The organism is Salipiger marinus (assembly GCF_035481585.1).
Lineage (GTDB): Bacteria > Pseudomonadota > Alphaproteobacteria > Rhodobacterales > Rhodobacteraceae > Salipiger > Salipiger marinus.
In genome coordinates, this window is record NZ_JAYKSL010000015.1 from 34,061 (window position 1) to 52,889 (window position 18,829).

19 protein-coding genes are annotated in these 18,829 nt (G+C 67.5%); 7 read left to right on the forward strand and 12 right to left on the reverse strand.

The genetic code is table 11. The features are described from left to right. Positions 1–65 precede the first annotated feature (65 nt). Both VK682_RS18300 and VK682_RS18305 read right to left on the reverse strand, forming a co-directional pair. Entirely contained in the window at positions 66–941 is an 876-nt protein-coding gene (locus tag VK682_RS18300; protein WP_089849016.1) for a 50S ribosomal protein L11 methyltransferase, read from the reverse strand. Between the two features lie 62 nt (positions 942–1,003). Next, a complete protein-coding gene (locus VK682_RS18305; RefSeq protein WP_089849014.1) occupies positions 1,004–2,236 on the reverse strand; it encodes an MFS transporter in 1,233 nt (410 codons plus the stop codon). A 123-nt stretch (positions 2,237–2,359) separates the two neighbouring features. On the opposite strand from VK682_RS18305, the gene VK682_RS18310 reads away from it, so the two are divergent. After that, positions 2,360–3,418, forward strand: a complete 1,059-nt coding sequence (locus VK682_RS18310) for a YeeE/YedE family protein (RefSeq protein ID WP_324782317.1) — start codon at positions 2,360–2,362, stop codon at positions 3,416–3,418. Positions 3,419–3,432: 14 nt separating this feature from the next. On the opposite strand, the gene hemF is transcribed toward VK682_RS18310, so the two are convergent. Genes hemF through clpS form a run of 4 tightly spaced genes read right to left on the reverse strand, consistent with a single transcriptional unit; the run spans position 3,433 to position 6,494 of the window. Beyond that, positions 3,433–4,323: an oxygen-dependent coproporphyrinogen oxidase gene (gene hemF / locus VK682_RS18315; protein WP_230797227.1), complete on the reverse strand. Its 891-nt coding sequence runs from the start codon at positions 4,321–4,323 to the stop codon at positions 3,433–3,435. 16 nt (positions 4,324–4,339) lie between these two features. Then, a complete protein-coding gene (locus VK682_RS18320) occupies positions 4,340–5,140 on the reverse strand; it encodes an SDR family NAD(P)-dependent oxidoreductase (RefSeq protein ID WP_089849010.1) in 801 nt (266 codons plus the stop codon). Between the two features lie 24 nt (positions 5,141–5,164). Beyond that, positions 5,165–6,142, reverse strand: coding sequence for a class I SAM-dependent methyltransferase (locus VK682_RS18325; RefSeq protein ID WP_230797228.1), 978 nt, complete (start codon positions 6,140–6,142; stop codon positions 5,165–5,167). A 25-nt stretch (positions 6,143–6,167) separates the two neighbouring features. After that, a complete protein-coding gene (gene clpS / locus VK682_RS18330) occupies positions 6,168–6,494 on the reverse strand; it encodes an ATP-dependent Clp protease adapter ClpS (RefSeq protein ID WP_110506212.1) in 327 nt (108 codons plus the stop codon). A 134-nt stretch (positions 6,495–6,628) separates the two neighbouring features. Here clpS and VK682_RS18335 point away from each other — a divergent pair, with 134 nt between their 5' ends. Together VK682_RS18335 and VK682_RS18340 are read left to right on the forward strand one after the other, a co-directional pair. Further along, positions 6,629–7,327 (forward strand): HAD family hydrolase, encoded by a 699-nt coding sequence (locus VK682_RS18335; protein ID WP_089849004.1) that lies wholly within the window; start codon positions 6,629–6,631, stop codon positions 7,325–7,327. A 281-nt stretch (positions 7,328–7,608) separates the two neighbouring features. Beyond that, on the forward strand, positions 7,609–9,054 hold the full coding sequence (locus VK682_RS18340; RefSeq protein WP_230797229.1) for a D-alanyl-D-alanine carboxypeptidase family protein: 1,446 nt from the start codon (positions 7,609–7,611) through the stop codon (positions 9,052–9,054). Positions 9,055–9,234: 180 nt separating this feature from the next. On the opposite strand, the gene rpsU is transcribed toward VK682_RS18340, so the two are convergent. Next, a complete protein-coding gene (gene rpsU / locus VK682_RS18345) occupies positions 9,235–9,441 on the reverse strand; it encodes a 30S ribosomal protein S21 (RefSeq protein WP_007818122.1) in 207 nt (68 codons plus the stop codon). Positions 9,442–9,568: 127 nt separating this feature from the next. Here rpsU and VK682_RS18350 point away from each other — a divergent pair, with 127 nt between their 5' ends. From VK682_RS18350 to VK682_RS18360, 3 genes are read left to right on the forward strand one after another with little or no spacing between them, the layout of a single operon-like run. Continuing rightward, positions 9,569–10,255: a COQ9 family protein gene (locus VK682_RS18350; RefSeq protein ID WP_230797230.1), complete on the forward strand. Its 687-nt coding sequence runs from the start codon at positions 9,569–9,571 to the stop codon at positions 10,253–10,255. Positions 10,256–10,288: 33 nt separating this feature from the next. Next, entirely contained in the window at positions 10,289–11,272 is a 984-nt protein-coding gene (locus tag VK682_RS18355; protein ID WP_230797231.1) for an NAD(P)H-quinone oxidoreductase, read from the forward strand. Positions 11,273–11,307: 35 nt separating this feature from the next. Continuing rightward, positions 11,308–12,294, forward strand: a complete 987-nt coding sequence (locus VK682_RS18360) for a quinone oxidoreductase family protein (protein ID WP_089848997.1) — start codon at positions 11,308–11,310, stop codon at positions 12,292–12,294. 92 nt (positions 12,295–12,386) lie between these two features. On the opposite strand, the gene VK682_RS18365 is transcribed toward VK682_RS18360, so the two are convergent. The 3 genes from VK682_RS18365 to hisF all read right to left on the reverse strand — a co-directional run bounded on the left by VK682_RS18365 (position 12,387) and on the right by hisF (position 15,961). After that, entirely contained in the window at positions 12,387–14,813 is a 2,427-nt protein-coding gene (locus VK682_RS18365; RefSeq protein ID WP_089848995.1) for an ATP-dependent helicase, read from the reverse strand. A 78-nt stretch (positions 14,814–14,891) separates the two neighbouring features. After that, positions 14,892–15,203, reverse strand: coding sequence for a phosphoribosyl-ATP diphosphatase (locus VK682_RS18370; RefSeq protein WP_230797234.1), 312 nt, complete (start codon positions 15,201–15,203; stop codon positions 14,892–14,894). Continuing rightward, complete coding sequence (gene hisF / locus VK682_RS18375) at positions 15,200–15,961, reverse strand: imidazole glycerol phosphate synthase subunit HisF (protein WP_089848991.1); 762 nt, start codon at positions 15,959–15,961, stop codon at positions 15,200–15,202. The genes VK682_RS18370 and hisF overlap by 4 nt, the downstream gene beginning before the upstream one ends. A 201-nt stretch (positions 15,962–16,162) precedes the next feature. Between hisF and VK682_RS18380 the strand changes: the two genes are divergently transcribed. Continuing rightward, on the forward strand, positions 16,163–17,269 hold the full coding sequence (locus VK682_RS18380) for a THUMP domain-containing class I SAM-dependent RNA methyltransferase (protein WP_230797235.1): 1,107 nt from the start codon (positions 16,163–16,165) through the stop codon (positions 17,267–17,269). Positions 17,270–17,291: 22 nt separating this feature from the next. Here the strand turns inward: VK682_RS18380 and hisA are convergent, their stop codons facing one another. Continuing rightward, positions 17,292–18,014: a 1-(5-phosphoribosyl)-5-[(5-phosphoribosylamino)methylideneamino]imidazole-4-carboxamide isomerase gene (gene hisA / locus VK682_RS18385; protein ID WP_089849092.1), complete on the reverse strand. Its 723-nt coding sequence runs from the start codon at positions 18,012–18,014 to the stop codon at positions 17,292–17,294. 123 nt (positions 18,015–18,137) lie between these two features. Next, positions 18,138–18,773, reverse strand: a complete 636-nt coding sequence (gene hisH, locus VK682_RS18390) for an imidazole glycerol phosphate synthase subunit HisH (protein ID WP_230797238.1) — start codon at positions 18,771–18,773, stop codon at positions 18,138–18,140. Positions 18,774–18,829 lie beyond the last annotated feature (56 nt).

Below are 18,829 nucleotides of genomic sequence, written 5' to 3' on the forward strand. Positions count from 1 at the left end.
TCAAGGCTAAATTTAGGCAAATTCCCCGCTTTGTCGAAAACTTGCCTTTGTTAACCTTGTCTTGATCACTCCGGCTTGCGCAGGGTCAGCGTGACCCAGTCGCCGATGACCTCCTGCCGCAGCAGCGGCACGCCCTGCGCGGCATAGGCGTCGATCACCTCTTCGGCCTGACGGGTCAGGATGCCCGACAGGATGACATGACCGCCCGGCGCCAGCGCCGCCGCCATCTCGGGGGCCAGATCGATCAGCGGCTGCTTGAGGATATTGGCGAAGATCAGGTCATAGGGCGCGCGCGCCGCCAGATCGGGATGGCCAAAACCCGCCGCCTCCACGCAGGTGACGCGGCCCTGCAGCCCGTTGGCGCGCACATTGACCTCGGCCACTTCCACGGCAACCTCGTCGATGTCCGAGGCAATCACCGGGTTCGGCCAGATCCGCGCGGCGGCCATGGCCAGCACGGCGGTGCCGCAGCCGATATCGGCCACGCTCTGCCCCACGATGCCGTCCTGCGCCAGCCGGTCCAGCGCCCGCAGACAGCCCAGCGTGGTGCCGTGATGACCCGTGCCAAAGGCCATCGCGGCCTCGATCAGCAGCGGCTCCGCGCCTTCGGGCACCTTGTCGGCGTCATGGCTGCCATAGACGAAAAACCGCCCGGCCTCGACCGGGGTCAGTTCGCGGCGCACCTTGTCCACCCAGTCGGTTTCCGGCACTTCGGAGACGACAAAAGGCGTGCCGCCATAGGCTGCGGCCAGCAGCGCCAGTTCGACCCCATCGGGGCTTTCGGTGAAATAGGCGCCCACCTCCCATGTGCCCGATCCGTCCTCGATCTCGAACACGCCGACGCCTGTGGGTTCGGGATCCAGATCCTCCATGGCCTCGGCCAGCGCCTCTGCGGCGTCCTGATCGGAAAACTTGGTGTAGGCGGTCCAGGTCTTGGCCATGCGGGCTCTCCTATGTCTGGGGCGCCCGATAGCCTGTTTGCGCCGCCAGCGCCAGAGCCTGCCTATTCCGCCGGGGCGGCCAGACGCGCGGAAAAGATCGTCTCGTTGCCCGGCACGGGATGGCGCGGAATCATCAGCGCCAGCAGGAACGACACCCCCGCCATGGCTGCCGCCAGCCCGAACACCGCCCCGGGCGAGACCAGCCACAGATAGCCAAGGGCAAAGGGCAGAAACACCGCCGCGATATGGTTGATGGTAAAGGCCACCGCCGCCGTGGGGGCGATGTCGCCCGGATCGGCGATCTTCTGGAAATAGGTCTTCAGCGCCAGAGCCAGCGCAAAGAAGATGTGATCCAGCACATACAGCACCGAAGCCAGCACCACGCCCCAGCCGAACCAGTAGATGCCGCCATAGGCGAGGAAAATCGCCATCAGCCCGGCATATTCCACCAGCAGCGCGCGGCCTTCGCCAAAGCGGTGCACCACCCGGCCCAGCAGCGGCGCCAGCGCCATATTGGCCACAAGGTTGATGAGGAACAGCGCCGTCACCTCGTCGACCTCGAAGCCGAAGCGTTCGACCATCATGAACCCGGCAAAGACCACGAAGATCTGCCGCCGCGCCCCCGACATGAACTGCAGCGCATAATACAGCCAGTAGCGGCGGCGCAGCACCAGCTGCTTGCGCTGCGGGTTCGGGCTTTGGAATTGCGGGAAGGCCAGCGCGCAATAGACCACGATGGCCAGCGTCAGCCCGCCCGACACCAGATAGACCGAGTTGTAGGACAGCTCGAACGCCCGCCATGTCAGCACGATGACACCGTAAGCGACCAGCGTCGCCCCCGAGGCGGCGGCAAGCAGCCAGCCCAGCATCTGCGGCGCGCGCTCCTTGGTCAGCCATTGCAGCTGCAGCGACTGGTTCACCGTTTCGTAATAGTGAAACCCTATGGAGCTGAGCAGCGTCACGGTCAGCAGCCCGCCCATGGACGGGAACCACGCGGTAACGGCGGTGGTGACGGCCAGCAGCGCCAGCGCCACCAGCGCCAGCACCTGTTCGCGCATCACCAGCAGCACAAACACCACCAGAAAGGCCAGAAAGCCCGGAATCTCGCGCACCGTGTGCAGCCAGCCGATGTCCGATCCGTCGAACTGCGCCGCCTCGCGGACGAAGTTGTTCAGCAGCGCCGACCATGTGGCAAAGCTGAGCGGCATGGCGATGGCCATGAGAAACAGCAGCGCGACCGGGCGGCGCCAAAGCGGCAGATCGCGCGCTTCGGCAAGGGGCACGAGTCGCGTCATAAGTGTCCTTTACGCCCAAATTCCGCCTCTGGCGAGATCCCGCCGCAGGCCCCGCGTGATCTGCATCAAGGCGGATACATTCAACCTCGCGCATCTTTCCCCAAACCGCCAAGGAGAGGCGCCATGGATCTGATCCCGCTTGTCGATATGCTGGGCGAAGGCCCCACCGCCACGCTGTTCGGGCTGCTGACCGGCGGCGTCTTTGGCGTGGCGGCGCAGCGGTCGCGGTTCTGCCTGCGCGCGGCGGTGGTGGAATTTGCCCATGGCGCGCTGGGGGACAAGGTGGCGGTCTGGCTGCTGACCTTTTCCACGGCGCTGGTCTGGGTGCAGGCAGCGCAGCTTCTGGGGCTGTTCGACGCTGCCAATGCCCGCATGATGGCGGTGCCGGGCAGCTGGTCGGGCGCGGTGCTGGGCGGGCTGGTCTTTGGCGCGGGCATGGTGCTGGCCAATGGCTGTTCAGGGCGGCTTCTGGTGCTGGCGGCCACCGGCAACCTGCGCTCGGTGATCTCGGGGCTGATCTTTGCGGTGGTGGCGCAGATGTCGCTGTCGGGGATCCTCGCGCCGCTGCGCGACCGGCTGGCGGGGCTGTGGATCACCAGCGGCGGGCGCAACATGGATCTGGCGGCGGCGCTGCACCTGCCGCGCGGCGCGGGTCTGGCGCTGGGGCTCGCCATCGCGGCGCTGGCGCTGCATCTGGCGCGGCGCCACCGCATCGGCGCGGCGCGGCTGGTCTTTGCCTCTGGCGTGGGCTTTGCCGTGGCGCTTGGCTGGGGGCTGACCCATGCGCTGGCCAATGTGGCCTTCGAACCGGTGCAGGTGGAAAGCGCCACATTCACCGGACCTTCGGCCCGCACGCTGATGTTCTTCCTCGACGCGGGTGCGGTGCTGGATTTTGACGTGGGGCTGGTGGCGGGCGTGTTTCTGGGCGCGCTGCTGGCAGCGGCAGCGGCGGGCGAGCTGCGGCTTCAGGGCTTTGACGGCCCCACCCCGCTGCGCAACGCGATGATCGGCGCCGCGATGATGGGCTTTGGCGGGATGCTGGCCGGAGGCTGCGCCATCGGCGCGGGCGTCACCGGCGGATCGATCCTTGCGGGCACGGCATGGCTTGCGCTCTGCGCCATGTGGGCGGGCGGCATCGCCATGGAACTGGCGCTGAACGGGCGGCGGCTGGTGACGGCCTGAGCCGCGTCAGGCCGTCAGGCCCATTTGGCCAAGGGCGGCAGGCTCATCAGCACGGCATTGGCATCATGCCCGGTGGCAAGGCCGAACTTGGTGCCCCGGTCGTAGACAAGGTTGTATTCCGCATAAAGCCCGCGATGGATCAGCTGCGCGTCCTTGTCAGCTTCGGTAAAGGGCTGCAGCCGGCGCGTCTCCACCAGCGGCAGGTAGGCGGGCAGAAAGGCGCGGCCAATGTCCTGCGTCAGGGCAAAATCCGCCTCCCAGTCGCCGGTATTGCGGTCATCCATGAAAATACCGCCGACGCCGCGCGCGCGCTTGCGATGCGGGATGTAGAAATATTCGTCCGCCCAGGCCTTCAGCTCGGGGTAAAGCGTGGGCCCGTGCGGATCCAGATGCGCCTTCTGGGTCGCGTGGAAATGCGCGGTGTCCTCGGCATAGTCCAGACAGGGGTTGAGATCCGACCCGCCGCCGAACCACCACGCGCCCGGCGTCCAGAACATCCGCGTGTTCATGTGCACGGCGGGGCAATGCGGGTTCTGCATATGCGCGACAAGGCTGATGCCGCTGGCCCAGAACCGCGGATCCGCCTCGATCCCCGGCACGCCGCGCGCCGCCATGGCCTTCTGCGCGGCCTCCCCCAGCACGCCATGCACGGTGGAGACATTGACCCCCACCTTCTCGAACACCCGACCGCCGCGCAGCACGCTCATCAGCCCGCCGCCCGCATCCGACCCGTCCTCGCTGGCGCGCCGGGTTTCGGTCACCTCGAACCGGCCCGCCGGGGCCTCGGCGAAGGGGCCGCTTGCATGGCTGTCCTCCAGCCCCTCGAACGCGGTCACGATCTGGTCGCGCAGGCTGCGGAACCACAGGGCGGCGCGGGTCTTGCGCTCTGCAAAGGCGTCGGTCATCGGCGTCTGGTCCTGCTCAATGCGCGGGGGCGGCCACCGGATCGACGAGCGTGCGCCCGCCATCCACGGTCATGATCTGCCCGGTCATGAAACCCGAAGCTTCGGAGGCCAGAAACTGCACCGCCTCGCAGACCTCGCCCGGGGCGGCAATGCGGCCTGCGGGGGTATGCGCCTCGATCTCGGCACGGTATTCGGGCTGATCCTTGAGGATGGCTTTCAGGCTGGCCGACATGACCGAGCCGAAGGCCACGGAATTGACCCGGATGCGGTGCGGCGCCAGCGTCACCGCCAGCGACCGGGTCAGCTGATCCAGCGCCGCGCAGCTGATCGAATAGGCCAGCAGCCGGGGATTGGTGCGCCGCGCCGCGATGGAAGAGATGTTGACGATCGCGCCCGCCTGCCGGTCCTGCTGCCCTTCGGCCTGCTTGATCATCCGCCGCGCCACGATCTGGCTCAGCCGCAGCGCGGGCATGAAATTCTGGCCCAGCAGCGTGTCGACCGTGTCATCCTCGGCCTCCAGCGCCTGCGTGGGCAGGATCTGCCGTGCGCCGTTCACCAGAATGTCGACCCGGTCAAAGGAATCGAGCGTGGCGGAGAGCAGGTTGGCCAGCGTCAGCTTTTCGCGCAGGTCACCCGCGAAATAGCGCATGGTGCTGTCTTCGTCCCGGTTGCCGCATTCCTTGGCCAGCCGGGTTTCGTCCATGTCCGCGAACATGACATTGGCACCCTTCGCGGCAAAATGCCGGGCGATGGCCAGCCCCACCCCATTGGCGGCGCCGGTCACGATGGCGGTCTTGCCTTCGATGGAAAAGCTCATGGGAGACTCCCGTATGATGGGCGGTCAGCGTGCGGGCCGCGTCGCGTGGAGGATCTTGAAGCGGGTGTCGCCCGCAACTTCCTCGACCGTGCGGAACCGCTCGGCCAGCGTCGATTCATAGGGCAGATGGCGGTTCGCCACCAGCCAAAGCTGTCCCGAGGGTTTCAGCACCCGTGCCGCAGCCGCGATGAAGGTCTGTCCCAGCCCCGGATCGGCGGCGCGCCCGGTGTGAAAGGGCGGGTTCATCACCACCGCATCCAGCAGCGCGGGCGGTGTCCATGTCGTGGCATCAGCCCAGTGGAACTGCACCCGGGGATCGGGAAGGTTGCGCCGCGCACAGTCCAGCGCGGCCTGATCCGCCTCGACCAGATGCAGCGCGCCGATGGTTTCGCGCGGGATCACCCCGGCGGCCAGCGCCCCCCAGCCCGCACCCAGATCGGCCACGGTCGCCCCCAGCTTGGCGGGCAGCGCCGCCAGCAGCAGCGTGGTGCCCGGATCCTCGCCATCGGCGGAGAAACTGCCCGGCGCGGTCCACATGCCATTGGCAAGCTGCACGGGGCCACGCGCCCAGTCGGCAAAGGCATCGGTGGCGGCGAACCAGAACACCCGGCCATGCGCCTTGGACACCTGCCCCAGCAGCGGCACCCGGTCGCGCACGGCGCGCAGCAGGCTTTCGACGCCATCGGTCTTCTGCCCGTCCACGATCACCAGCCCGCCCTTTGCGGCGGCGCAGGCCTGCGCGATGCGCGCCTCGGCCAGCTCGCGGGCGCGGGGCACGAACACCAGCGCTGCGGCAAAGGGGCCCTCCGGCGCCTGCGCCATATCCCAGCCGCGGCGGGCCAAGGCAGCATGATCGGGGAAACTGGGCTGCACCAGCGTGCAGCGGTCCTGCGGCAGCGCGTCAAGCACCGCATCCCCCGGCGCTCCCAGCACCAGCACAGGGCCTTCTTGCGGCAGGTCAAGCCCTGCCTCAAGCGCAAAGGTCAATCGGTCTGAAGTCATGCCAGGACCGCCCGAGCGGGGCGGATCACTCCTTTTCCATGGTGCATTGCAGCGGGTGCTGGTGGCGGCGCGCGAAGTCCATCACCTGCCCCACCTTGGTTTCCGCGATCTCATGGCTGAAGACACCGACCACGGCAACGCCCTTCTTGTGGACGGTCAGCATGATCTCGAACGCTTGGGCATGCGACATGCCAAAGAACCGTTCCAGCACATGCACCACAAACTCCATGGGCGTGTAGTCGTCATTCAGCAGCAGCACCTTGTAAAGCGGCGGGCGCTTGGTCTTCGGCTTGGTCTGGACAACGACACTCGCCTCGCCCTCACCATCGCGGGAGGGGCGTGTACCGGTCATCAGTCGGACCTTCTGTTCCGTCGTGTCTCGGATCATGTTCGGGGACGCTTGCGCTTTGCTGTTCCGGCTTTGAAGGACGTATATAAATCGGAGCGGCCCGCGAGGAAAGGGCTGCGTCAGGAAGTGATCCAGATATGACCCGGAAAGTGCAAACAATAGGTTTCGATGCGGATGACACGCTCTGGCACAACGAGCGCTTCTTCCATCTGACACAGCAGCGATTCGCCGAGCTTCTGGCCGATCACGCCGAACGCGCCGATCTGGATGCCCGCCTGCTGGAGGCGGAGCGGCGCAACATCGGCGCCTATGGCTTTGGGGTCAAAGGCTTCGTGCTGTCGATGATCGAAACCGCGATCGAGGTGACCGAAGGCCGCGTGCCCGGCCATGTCATCGGGCAGATCCTTGCCGCCGGGCAGGACATGCTGGCCCATCCGATCGAACTTCTGCCCCATGCCCGCGACGCGGTAGAGGCGCTGAGCGGCCAGCATCACCTGCTGGTGATCACCAAGGGCGATCTGCTGCATCAGGAGCGGAAACTGGCGCAGTCCGGGCTGGGCGAGCTGTTTGACGGGGTGGAAATCGTGTCCGACAAGCGCCCCGACACCTATGCGCGGATCTTTGGCGCCCTGCCCGGCGGGCCGGAAGCGGCGGTGATGGTGGGCAATTCGCTGAAATCCGACGTGAACCCGGCCATCGTTGCGGGGGCATGGGGCGTGCATGTGCCGCATGATCTGGTCTGGGGGCTTGAACACGACAGCGTGCCCGACCATCCGCGCTTCCGCGAACTGCCGGATCTGGGCGGTCTGGCCGCGCTGGTGGCGACGCTGGACTGAGCTTTCGCCGTATTGCTGCCTTAATCGCCTCTATAGGGGACACGAATTCGTGTTGCCCTAAATATGCCCCTTGCGCAGGGGCGGAAACCCGCCGCAAATCAAGGCATTGCAGGGTTTATTTCAGGCGCCCTCCATGCTACTTTCGAGTCAAATCAGAAAAAAATAGCCGACCGGAAAACCGGGGGCGAGAGGCAGAGAAGGCAAACATCGTGACGGGACCGCGCACCACGCGACCGGGCCGAGCAGGCCTGCGTATTTTCACTATGATCTGGTTGGCTCTGATGCTTCCGGTCAGCGCCCTTGCAGCGCCCTATGCGGCTCTGGTGATGGACGCAAGATCGGGCGAAGTGCTGTTCGAGGAGAACGCGGACACCCGTCTGCACCCCGCCTCGCTGACCAAGATGATGACGCTTTACATCGCCTTCGAGGCGGTGGAGCACGGCGAGATCAGCATGGACACCATGGTCAGCATCTCCCGCAACGCCTCGGCGGAGCCACCATCGAAGCTGGGGCTGCGCTCCGGCCAGAAGATCGCGCTGCGCTATCTGGTGCGGGCAGCGGCGGTCAAATCCGCCAACGATGCCGCCACCGCCATCGGCGAAGCCATCTCGGGCTCCGAAGACGCCTTTGCCCGCCGGATGAACCGCACGGCAGAAGCGATGGGGATGTCCCGCACCACCTTCAAGAACATGAACGGTCTGACGCAGGACGGGCACCTGTCCACCGCGCGCGACATGGCGATCCTCGGGCGCCACATGATCTATGACTACCCGCAATACTACAACATCTTCTCCCGCCGCTCGACCGATGCGGGCATGGCGCAGGTGAACAACACCAACCGCCGCTTCCTTGACGCCTATCAGGGCGCCGACGGGATCAAGACCGGCTATACCCGCGCCGCGGGCTTCAACCTTGTCTCCTCGGCGGAGCGCGGACAGGAGCGCATCATCACGTCGGTGTTCGGCGGCACCTCCACCGCCGCGCGCAACGCCAAGACGGCGGAACTGCTGAACCTCGGCTTCAAGAAGGCGCCCACCAGCGTGTCGCTGCGGCGCCCGGCCAAGCCGCCCTATATGGGCCGCGGCGATACCGGCGCCGAAATCCTGATGAGCGATGCGGCAAGCCCCGCAGCGGATGCGCGCGGCAAATCCATCCGCGTCGCCGCCGCCGCCGTGCAGTCCAGCCTGCGCCCCAAGGCCCGCAGCGGCGTGACCGGGCAGGATGTCGCGCCGCTGGTGGCGGGGGTGCAGAACGACATCGCCACCGTGCTGGAATCGGTGCAGGTCTCCGCCATTCAGGACACGGTCGCGACCGCGAATCCGGGCATTGCCGCGCAGGGCATCGCCCCCGACGCCTCGGTCAAGCCGGTGCGGCGCCCGCAGGAGGTGGTGATGGCCAGCGCCGGCGGCGCCGCGACCAGCGCCGCCCCGGTGCAGATGGCCGCCGTGGAACAGCCGCAGGAGGTGGTCACCCGCGTCTCCACCTCCGGAGAACGGCACTGGGGCATCAATGTCGGGCGCTATCCCAGCCGTTACGCGGCAGAGCGCATCCTGCTGAAGACCGCGCTGATGGAAACCAGCACGCTGGACGGGTCGCTGCGCAAGGTGGTCAATGGCAGCCGCGGCTTTGACGCGAATTTCATGGGGCTGACGCGGGACACCGCCGATCTGGCCTGCCGCCGCCTGCAAGCGCGTCAGGTGCCCTGCTTCATGATCGGGCCAAGCTGACCCCAGTCCCTGCCCTATGCCTCAAATCCTGCCCCCGCGACCTTCGGTCCGGGGGCATTTTGCTGCGCCCGGCCGCCCGGCCCCTGCCCCGGACATGACAAACCCCCGAAAGGCGGAAGCCCCGGGGGTCGTCGTATTATCGTGTTGGAAGGTCGGCTGCCCGACCGATACGCCAGATCCTCAGAGAAGACCTTCGCGTTGCGCCTTCTTGCGCGCCAGCTTGCGGGCGCGGCGGATGGCCTCGGCCTTCTCGCGGGCTTTCTTCTCGGACGGTTTTTCGAAATGCTGCCGAAGCTTCATTTCGCGGAACACGCCTTCGCGCTGCAGCTTCTTCTTCAGAGCGCGGAGCGCCTGATCGACATTGTTGTCGCGAACACTGACCTGCATGTGGTTTTCACCACCTTTCTAGGTTTGAGTTGCAAGGATTTGCAGGAAGCAGCCCTATAGCAAGGCGCGCCCGGATTGTCTAGGCTCCTCTCTGTCCCCTCAGGACCCCATGCCGAAGGAGAGCCTCATGAGTGACGACCTGTCCACCCGCCTGCTGGACGCGGCGCTGCCGCACACCGCCTTTGACGGCTGGTCGGAAACCACCTTCCGCGCCGCCATCGCCGATACCGGCACCGATCCCGCCGTGGCGCGCGGGCTGTTCCCGCGCGGCGCGCTGGATCTGGCCGTGGCCTTCCACCGCCGGGGCGATGCCGCCATGGCCGACCGGCTGCGCGCCATGGATCTGACCCAGATGCGCTTTCGCGACCGCATCGCCACCGCCGTGCGCACCCGGCTGGAGGTGACCGAGGACCGCGAGGCGGTGCGCCGCGGCACCACGCTGTTTTCGCTGCCGCCCTACGCGCCCGAAGGCGCGAAGCTGATCTGGGGCACCGCCGACCGCATCTGGTCCGAACTGGGCGACGACACCCGCGATTTCAACTGGTATACGAAGCGCGCCACGCTCGCCGCCGTCTATTCCGCCACGGTGCTCTACTGGCTGGGCGACGAATCGCTCGACCATCAGGCGACGTGGGAGTTTCTGGACCGCCGCATCGCCGATGTCATGCGCATCGAGGAGGTCAAGGCCAAGGCCCGCGCCAACCCGCTGCTGAACCGGCTGATGGCCGGTCCCGACCGGATGCTGGGCCGGGTGCGCCCGCCGCGCAGCTCCCGTCAGGTCGGCGTGCCGGGCGGCTGGACCGCACCGCGCTGATCCCCTCAAGACGCACAACCAACAGGACATCCCATGACCCGAACCATGCGCGCCGTCGAGATCACCGAACCCGGCGGCCCCGAGGTGCTGAAGCCCGTCACCCACCCCATCCCCGAGCCCGGCCATGGTCAGGTGCTGATTCGTCTCCACTGGGCCGGGGTGAACCGCCCCGACGTGCTGCAGCGCGGCGGCAATTACAGCCCGCCCCCCGGCGCCTCGGATCTGCCCGGGCTTGAAGGCGCGGGCGAGGTGGTGGCCACCGGCGCGGGCGTCGACTGGCCGCTGCCCGGCACGCAGGTCTGCGCGCTGCTGCCCGGCGGCGGCTATGCCGAATATGCGGTGACCGCCGCCGCCCATTGCCTGCCGATCCCGCAGGGCATGGCCCTGCGCGAGGCGGCCTGCCTGCCGGAAACCTTCTTCACCGTCTGGACCAATGTCTTCCAGCGCGGCGCGCTGCAGGCGGGCGAACGCTTTCTGGTGCATGGCGGCTCCAGCGGCATCGGCACCACGGCGATCCAGCTGGCATCTGCCTTCGGCGCGCGGGTCTTCACCACCGCCGGGTCGCCCGAGAAATGCGCGGCCTGTCTCGAGCTTGGCGCCGAACGCGCGATCAATTACCGCGAGGAGGATTTTGTGGAGGTGCTGCGCAACGAAGGCGGCGCCAACCTGATCCTCGACATGGTGGGCGGTGATTATCTGCCACGCAACGTCAAGGCGCTGGCGGACGAGGGGCGGCTGGTGCAGATCGCCTTCCTGCAGGGCCCCACCGTGGCGCTGAACTTCGCCCATGTGATGATGCGCCGCCTGACCATCACCGGATCCACCCTGCGCCCGCAATCCGATCTGGCCAAGGCCCGCATCGCCGAGGCGCTGAAAACCCATGTCTGGCCGCTTCTGGCCGCAGGCCGCGTCGCCCCGGTCATGGACCGTGATTTCCCGCTGGCAGAGGCCGCCGCCGCCCATGCCCGCATGGAATCCTCCAGCCATATCGGCAAGATCGTCCTGCGCGTCGCCTGACCCCCTCTCTCACCTTTTCCAGCCCGGAGCCTGCAATGACCCCCACAGCCAGAACCGTCGTGATCGAAACCCATGGCGGCCCCGAAGTCCTGACCCTCACCGATCGCCCCGTGGGCGAGCCCGGCGCGGGGGAGATCCGTCTCCGGCACAAGGCCTGCGGGCTCAATTTCATCGACTGCTACCAGCGCACCGGCCTCTATCCGATGACCCTGCCCCATGCACTGGGGATGGAGGCTGCGGGCGTGGTGGAAGCGGTGGGAGAGGGCGTGACCCATCTCGCCCCCGGCGACCGCGTCGCCTATGCCGCCAATCCCCCCGGCGCCTATACCGAGGCGCGGGTGATGCCCGCAGCGCAGGTCTGCAAACTGCCCGACGCCATCTCCTTCGACGAAGGCGCCGCGATGATGCTCAAGGGCATGACGGTGCAGTATCTTTTCCACCGCACCACCCCGCTCAAGGCGGGCGACACGGTGCTCTTCCATGCGGCGGCGGGGGGTGTCGGGCTGATCGCCTGCCAGTGGGCGCGCTCCGAAGGCATCCGGCTGATCGGCACCGCCGGATCTGATGAAAAATGCCAGCTCGCGCTGGATCATGGCGCCGAGGCCTGCATCAACTACACGACCGAGGATTTCACCGCCCGCACCCGCGAGCTGACCGACGGGCGCGGCGTTGACGTGGTCATGGACAGCATCGGCAAATCCACCTTTCTGGGCTCGCTTGACTGCCTGAAACCGCTGGGCATGATGATCTCCTTCGGCAATGCCTCCGGCCCGGTGGAGGCGTTCAACCTCGGCCTGCTCGCGCAGAAAGGCTCGCTCAAGGTCACGCGCCCCACGCTCTTTGCCCATACCGCCGACCCGCAGGCCTGTCAGGAAATGGCGGCAATGCTGTTTGACAAGGTGACCTCGGGCGCGGTGAAGATCCGCATCGACCAGCGCTTCCCGCTCGATCAGGTGGCCGAGGCGCATCGCGCCCTCGAATCGCGCAGGACCACCGGCCAGACCATCCTCACCCTCGACTGAGGCCGGCCCTTCATCTTGCCCCTAAACTCCGGGGGTGAATGCGGCAAAGCCGCAGAGGGGGCAGCGCCCCCTCCCCCCTCACCGCCCGCGCTTCAGAACGGCACGTCGTCCGCCGCATCCGCCGAGGTGACGAAGCGCGCCACGACCTTCTTCACCCCGGCCTTTTCAAAGGCGATCTCCAGCTTGTCGCCTTCTATGGCGGTGATGGCGCCATAGCCGAATTTCTGGTGGAACACGCGCTGCCCGGTCTCGAAGGCGGACACCGCCTGAAGGTCGATCACCGTGGTCCGGCTTTCGCGCGGCTGGCTGACCGGTCGTTCCGCCGCCCGCGCCTGCAGCCGTTTCCAGCCCGGCGAATTGTAGACATTGGCCTCCGCCGCGCGATCCTCAAGCCCGGATCCACGCCCCAGCCCCATGCCCGCCGCGCCATAGCCGCCGCCATAAAGCCCCGGCGGGGTCAGCACCTCGACATGCGCCTCGGGCAGTTCGTCGATGAACCGCGACGGCAGCGCCGACTGCCACTGTCCGAACACCCGGCGGTTGGCGGCAAAGGAGATGGTGCAGATCTCCTCGGCCCGGGTGATGCCGACATAGGCCAGCCGCCGTTCTTCCTCGAGCCCCTTCAGCCCGGCCTCGTCCATGCTGCGCTGCGACGGAAACAGCCCGTCCTCCCAGCCCGGCAGGAACACGGCGGGAAATTCCAGCCCCTTGGCGGCGTGCAGGGTCATGATCGACACTTTCTCGCCCGCCTCTTCGGTGCTGTTGTCCATGATCAGCGACACATGCTCCAGAAACCCCTGCAGGTTCTCGAAGTTTTCCAGCGCCTTGACCAGTTCCTTGAGGTTTTCGAGCCGCCCCGGCGCCTCCGGCGTCTTGTCGTTCTGCCACATGGCGGTGTAGCCCGATTCGTCCAGCACGATCTCGGCCAGCTGCATATGGCTGATGCCGCCGCCGCGCGCCGCGCCGTCATCGATCAGATCCGGCACAGCACTGCCCTGCACCGGGGTCAGCCCTTCGGGCATCATGCCGCGCCAGCGCGCCAGATCGCGCACGAGCGCGCCCAGCTGGCCGCCGCCCTTGCCCTTGATCCGGCCTTCCTCCACCGCGATGCGCGCGCCCTCCAGCAGCGACACGCCAAACTCCCGCGCCGTGCTCTGGATCAGCTGCTGCGCCTTGTCGCCCAGCCCGCGCTTGGGGGTGTTCACGATCCGCTCGAAGGCCAGATCATCCTCGGGCGACACCACCAGCCGGAAATAGGCCATGGCATCGCGAATCTCCATCCGCTCGTAGAAGCGCGGCCCGCCGATCACCCGGTAGGGCAGACCGATGGTCAGGAACCGGTCCTCGAAGGCGCGCATCTGGTGGCTCGCCCGCACCAGAATCGCCATCTGGTCGAGCGAGACCTTGTGAAGCCCGCGCGTGCCGCCCTGCAGCGCCTCGATCTCCTCGCCGATCCAGCGCGCCTCCTCCTCGCCATCCCAGTGGCCGATCAGGCGCACCTTCTCGCCCTCGCGCGCCTCGGTCCACAATTCCTTGCCAAGGCGGCTTTCATTGCCCCGGATCACCCCGGAGGCGGCGGCAAGGATATGCGGGGTAGAGCGGTAATTCTGTTCCAGCCGCACCACATGGGCGCCGGGAAAATCCTTTTCGAACCGCAGGATATTGCCCACCTCGGCGCCGCGCCAGCCATAGATCGACTGGTCGTCATCGCCCACGCAGCAGATGTTGCGATGCGCCTGCGCCAGCAGCCGCAGCCACAGATACTGTGCGACGTTGGTGTCCTGATACTCGTCCACAAGGATGTAGCGGAACCAGCGCTGATACTGCGCCAGCACGTCCGGATGGCGCTGGAAGATCGTCACCACATGCAGCAGCAGGTCGCCGAAATCGCAGGCATTCAGTTCGCGCAGCCGGGTCTGGTATTGCGCGTAAAGCTCGGTGCCACGGTTGTTGAAGGCCGCGGCATCGGCAGCCGGCACCTTTTCGGGCAGCAGCGCGCGGTTTTTCCAGCCGTCGATGAGCCCCGCCAGCTGCCGCGCGGGCCAGCGCTTTTCGTCGATATTGTTGGCGGCAATCACCTGCTTCATCAGGCGGATCTGGTCGTCGCTGTCCAGAATGGTGAAGTTCGACTTCAGATCCACCAGTTCGGCATGGCGGCGCAGCAGCTTGACGCAGATCGAATGGAAGGTGCCGAGCCATGGCATGCCCTCCACCGCCTGCCCGAGCAGGCGCCCGATGCGGTCCTTCATCTCGCGCGCGGCCTTGTTGGTGAAGGTCACGGCAAGGATTTCATTGGGCCGGGCCCGGCCGGTGGTCAGCAGATGCGCGATGCGCGCGGTCAGCGCCCGGGTCTTGCCGGTGCCCGCCCCGGCCAGCATCAGGACCGGGCCATCCAGCCGCTCCACCGCCTCGCGCTGCGCGGGGTTCAGCCCGTCAAGATAAGGGGCCGGGCGGGCCGCCATGGCCCGCGCCGACAGCGATGCGCCCTCAAAGGCATCCATGTCGTCGAATGTGCTCATGGCCGGAAGATAGCGCGCCCTGCCGCCGAGATAAAGAGAAGTTCCAATTTTGTTCCGCAGATTGCGCGAAACCGCCAGTTATCCCTGCCGCGAGGCCTTTTCCGCAAGCCCCGACCGGGTCTGCCGCCGCGCCAGTTCGTCCATGACCGCCTGCAGCGGCACGTCGCGCGATTTCAGCATCACCAGCAGGTGAAACAGCACGTCTGCGGCTTCCGAAGCGAGCCGGTCGCGGTCACCCTTCACCGCCTCGATCACCGCCTCAATGGCTTCCTCGCCAAATTTCTCGGCGCATTTTTCCGGGCCCTTGGCCAGCAGCCGGGCGGTCCAGCTGTCATCGGGATCGGCCTCGGCGCGGGCGGCCACGATGGTTTCCAGATCGTCCAGCGTCATGTCAGCCTCATCTGCAGGCCCGCCGCCGCCATATGCGCCTTGGCCTCGGCGATGGTGAAGGTGCCGAAATGGAAGATCGAGGCGGCGAGCACCGCCGAGGCATGGCCTTCGACGACACCTTCCACCAGATGGTCCAGCGTGCCCACCCCGCCCGAGGCGATCACCGGCACCGCCACCGCATCGGCGATGGCGCGGGTCAGCGGCAGGTTGAACCCGGCCTTGGTGCCGTCGCGGTCCATGGAGGTCAGCAGGATCTCTCCCGCGCCCTTGGCGACGATGGTCTGCGCGAATTCCACCGCGTCGATGCCGGTGGCCCGGCGCCCGCCATGGGTGAAAATCTCCCACCGGCCCGGGGCCACGGTCTTGGCGTCGATGGCGCAGACGATGCACTGGCTGCCGAAGTGATCCGCCGCCTCGGCCACCACATCGGGATTGGCGACGGCGGCGGAGTTGAAGCTGACCTTGTCCGCCCCTGCCAGCAGCAGCGCGCGCACATCGGCCACGGTCCGCACGCCCCCGCCCACGGTCAGCGGAATGAAGCACTGTTCGGCGGTGCGCGTCACCACGTCGAACATGGTGCCACGGTTTTCATGGGTGGCATGGATGTCGAGAAAACAGATCTCGTCCGCGCCCGCCGCGTCATAGGCGCGGGCCGCATCCACCGGGTCGCCCGCATCGCGCAGGCCGACAAAATTGACACCCTTGACCACGCGCCCATCGGCCACGTCGAGACAGGGAATGATGCGCGTCTTCAGCATGGCGCCCTGATACTGCGGATTGGCGCCGGGGGGAAGAGGCCGGGCGCCCTGCCCCTGTCGGATGCCGCAGGGGGGGATCTGCCCGCCGTCATCAAAAAGGGGGCTCTGCCCCCGTCCGCTGGCGCGGACTCCCCCGGGATATTTTCAGCCGCTGGAAGCGACAGTCTCGCCGTCGGGGCGGAAAGGCGCTAGAGCGGCGGGATGGAACCTGAATTCGAGATTTTCCTGGCCTGCGCGCCGGGGCTGGAGCCGCTGCTGGCGGCAGAGGCGGGCGGGCTGGGCTTCGCCGGCGTGACGCCGCAGGCAGGCGGCGTGAGCCTGCGCGGCGGCTGGCGCGAGGTGGCGCGCGCCAATCTGGAGCTGCGCGGCGCGGCGCGGGTGCTGGCGCGGATCGGCGGCTTTCCGGCGCTGCATCTGGCGCAGCTCGACAAGCGCGCGCGCAAGTTCCCGTGGGGCGAGGTGTTGCGTCCCGACATGCCGGTGCGGGTGGAGGTGGTGACCTCGCGCCGGTCGAAGATCTATCACGCCGGGGCCGCCAAGGAGCGGATCGAACGCGCAATCACCGAAGAGCTGGGCGCGCCGCTGGCCGATGACGGGGTGCGGATTCTGGCGCGGATCGACGACAATGTCGTGACCTTTTCGGTCGACACCTCGGGCGAGCCGCTGCACCGGCGCGGCCACAAGCAGGCGGTGGGCAAGGCGCCGATGCGCGAGACGCTGGCCGCGCTGTTCCTGCGCGCCTGCGGCTATGACGGCAGCGGGCCGGTGCTGGATCCCATGTGCGGATCGGGCACTTTCGTGATCGAGGCGGCGGAGATCGCGGCGGGGCTGCAGCCCGGGCGCGGGCGCGGTTTCGATCTGGAAAGGCTGGCGGTGGCGGAGGCGGCGCTGGACGGGCTGCGGCGCCCCGCGCCGCAGCAGGTGCCGGGAGTGGTGTTTCACGGCTCTGACCGCGATCAGGGCGCGGTGCGCGGCGCGGACGACAATGCCGCGCGCGCCGGGGTTCAGGACTGGTGCCGTTTTGCCTGCCAGCCGGTCAGCGCGCTGGAGCGGCCCGAGGGCCCGCCGGGGCTGGTGATGGTGAACCCGCCCTATGGCGCGCGCATCGGCGAGAAGGGCCCGCTGGCCGGGCTGCATGCCGCGCTGGGACAGGTGCTGCGCGAGAAGTTCCGCGGCTGGCGCGTGGGGATCGTGACCAGCGAACAGGGTCTGGCCAAGGCCACCGGCCTGCCCTTCCAGCCGCCGGGACCACATGTGGCCTATGGCAGCCTGAAGGTGCGGCTGTGGCAGACCGGGCCGCTGCGCTGAGGCGCGGGCCCGGCCACAGGGATCAGTCGCGCAGCAGCTCCAGCGCCGCCTTGAGATCGATGGCGCCGTCATAAAGCGCACGCCCCGAGATCACCCCGTTCAGTGCGGCGCCACAGTCGCGCAGCGCCTTGAGATCGCGCAGCGACGACACCCCGCCCGAGGCGATCACCGGAATGGTCACGGCGCGCGCCATGGCGGCGGTATAGTCCACATTCGGCCCCATCATCGCGCCATCGCGGTTGATGTCGGTATAGATGATGGCGGCCACACCGGCATCCTCGAAGCTCCGCGCCAGATCCACCGCATCGACATCGGTCACCTCGGCCCAGCCCTTGGTCGCCACGCGGCCATCGCGCGCGTCGATGCCCACCGCCACCTGCCCCGGAAAGGCACGCGCCGCCTCGCGCACCAGCGCGGGGTTTTCCACCGCGACCGTGCCAAGGATCACCCGGGCCAGCCCCTTGCCGAGCCATGCTTCGATGGTGGCCATGTCGCGGATGCCGCCGCCAAGCTGCGCGGGGGTGTTAGTGGTGCGCAGGATCGCCTCCACCGCCGCCGCGTTGACGGGCTCGCCAGCGAAGGCGCCGTTCAGGTCGACCAGATGCAGCCATTCACAGCCCGCCGCGACAAATTCCAGCGCCTGTGCGGCGGGATCGTCGTTGAACACGGTGGCCTTGTCCATGTCCCCGCGCAGCAGCCGGACGGCCTTGCCATCCTTGAGGTCGATCGCGGGATACAAAATCATCTGGCTGCTCATAAACTGTCCTGCTGTCAGAGTTTCATGGCGCGCGGGCCTTGGCAACCCGGCTCCGCGCCGGGGTAATCCGCCCGCGCCAAAGGGGCAAGGCCGACCGGCCCGCCCGGGGAATCAGGGCGCCCAGGTCAGGAAGTTGGCGATCATGCGCAGCCCGGTGGCCGCACTTTTCTCGGGGTGGAACTGCAGCCCGATGCGGGTGTCCTGCCCCACGATGGCGGTGACATCGCCGCCATACTCCACATGCGCCAGACGCTGCGCCGGATCGCTGAGCCGCATCTGGTAGGAATGCACGAAATAGGCGTGATCGCCCGACACCACCCCCGCCAGCACCGGATGCGGCGTGTCGATCACCAGATCGTTCCAGCCCATATGCGGCACCTTCAGCGCGGGCTCGGCGGGCACGATCCGCTCCACCTCGCCGTCGATCCAGCCCAGCCCCGCCGTGTCCTCATATTCATGGCCGACCCGCGCCAGCAGCTGCATGCCGACACAGATGCCCAGAAACGGCCGCGCCTTCACCGTCACCGCCTCGACCATGGCCTCGAAACAGCCCGACCGGCGCAGCGCCGCGGCACAGGCCGGAAAGGCACCGTCGCCGGGCAGCACCAGCCGGTCGGCCCGCGCCACGACGTCGGGATCGGCGGTCACCACCACTTCCCCGGCGCCGGTCTCGGTGGCCATGCGCTGAAACGCCTTCTGCGCCGAATGCAGGTTGCCGCTTTCGTAATCGATGATCGCCGTCAGCATGACTTCACCCTGCCCTTCTTCTGACCTCAAATATCCCGGGGAGCGGGGGGGGGAGA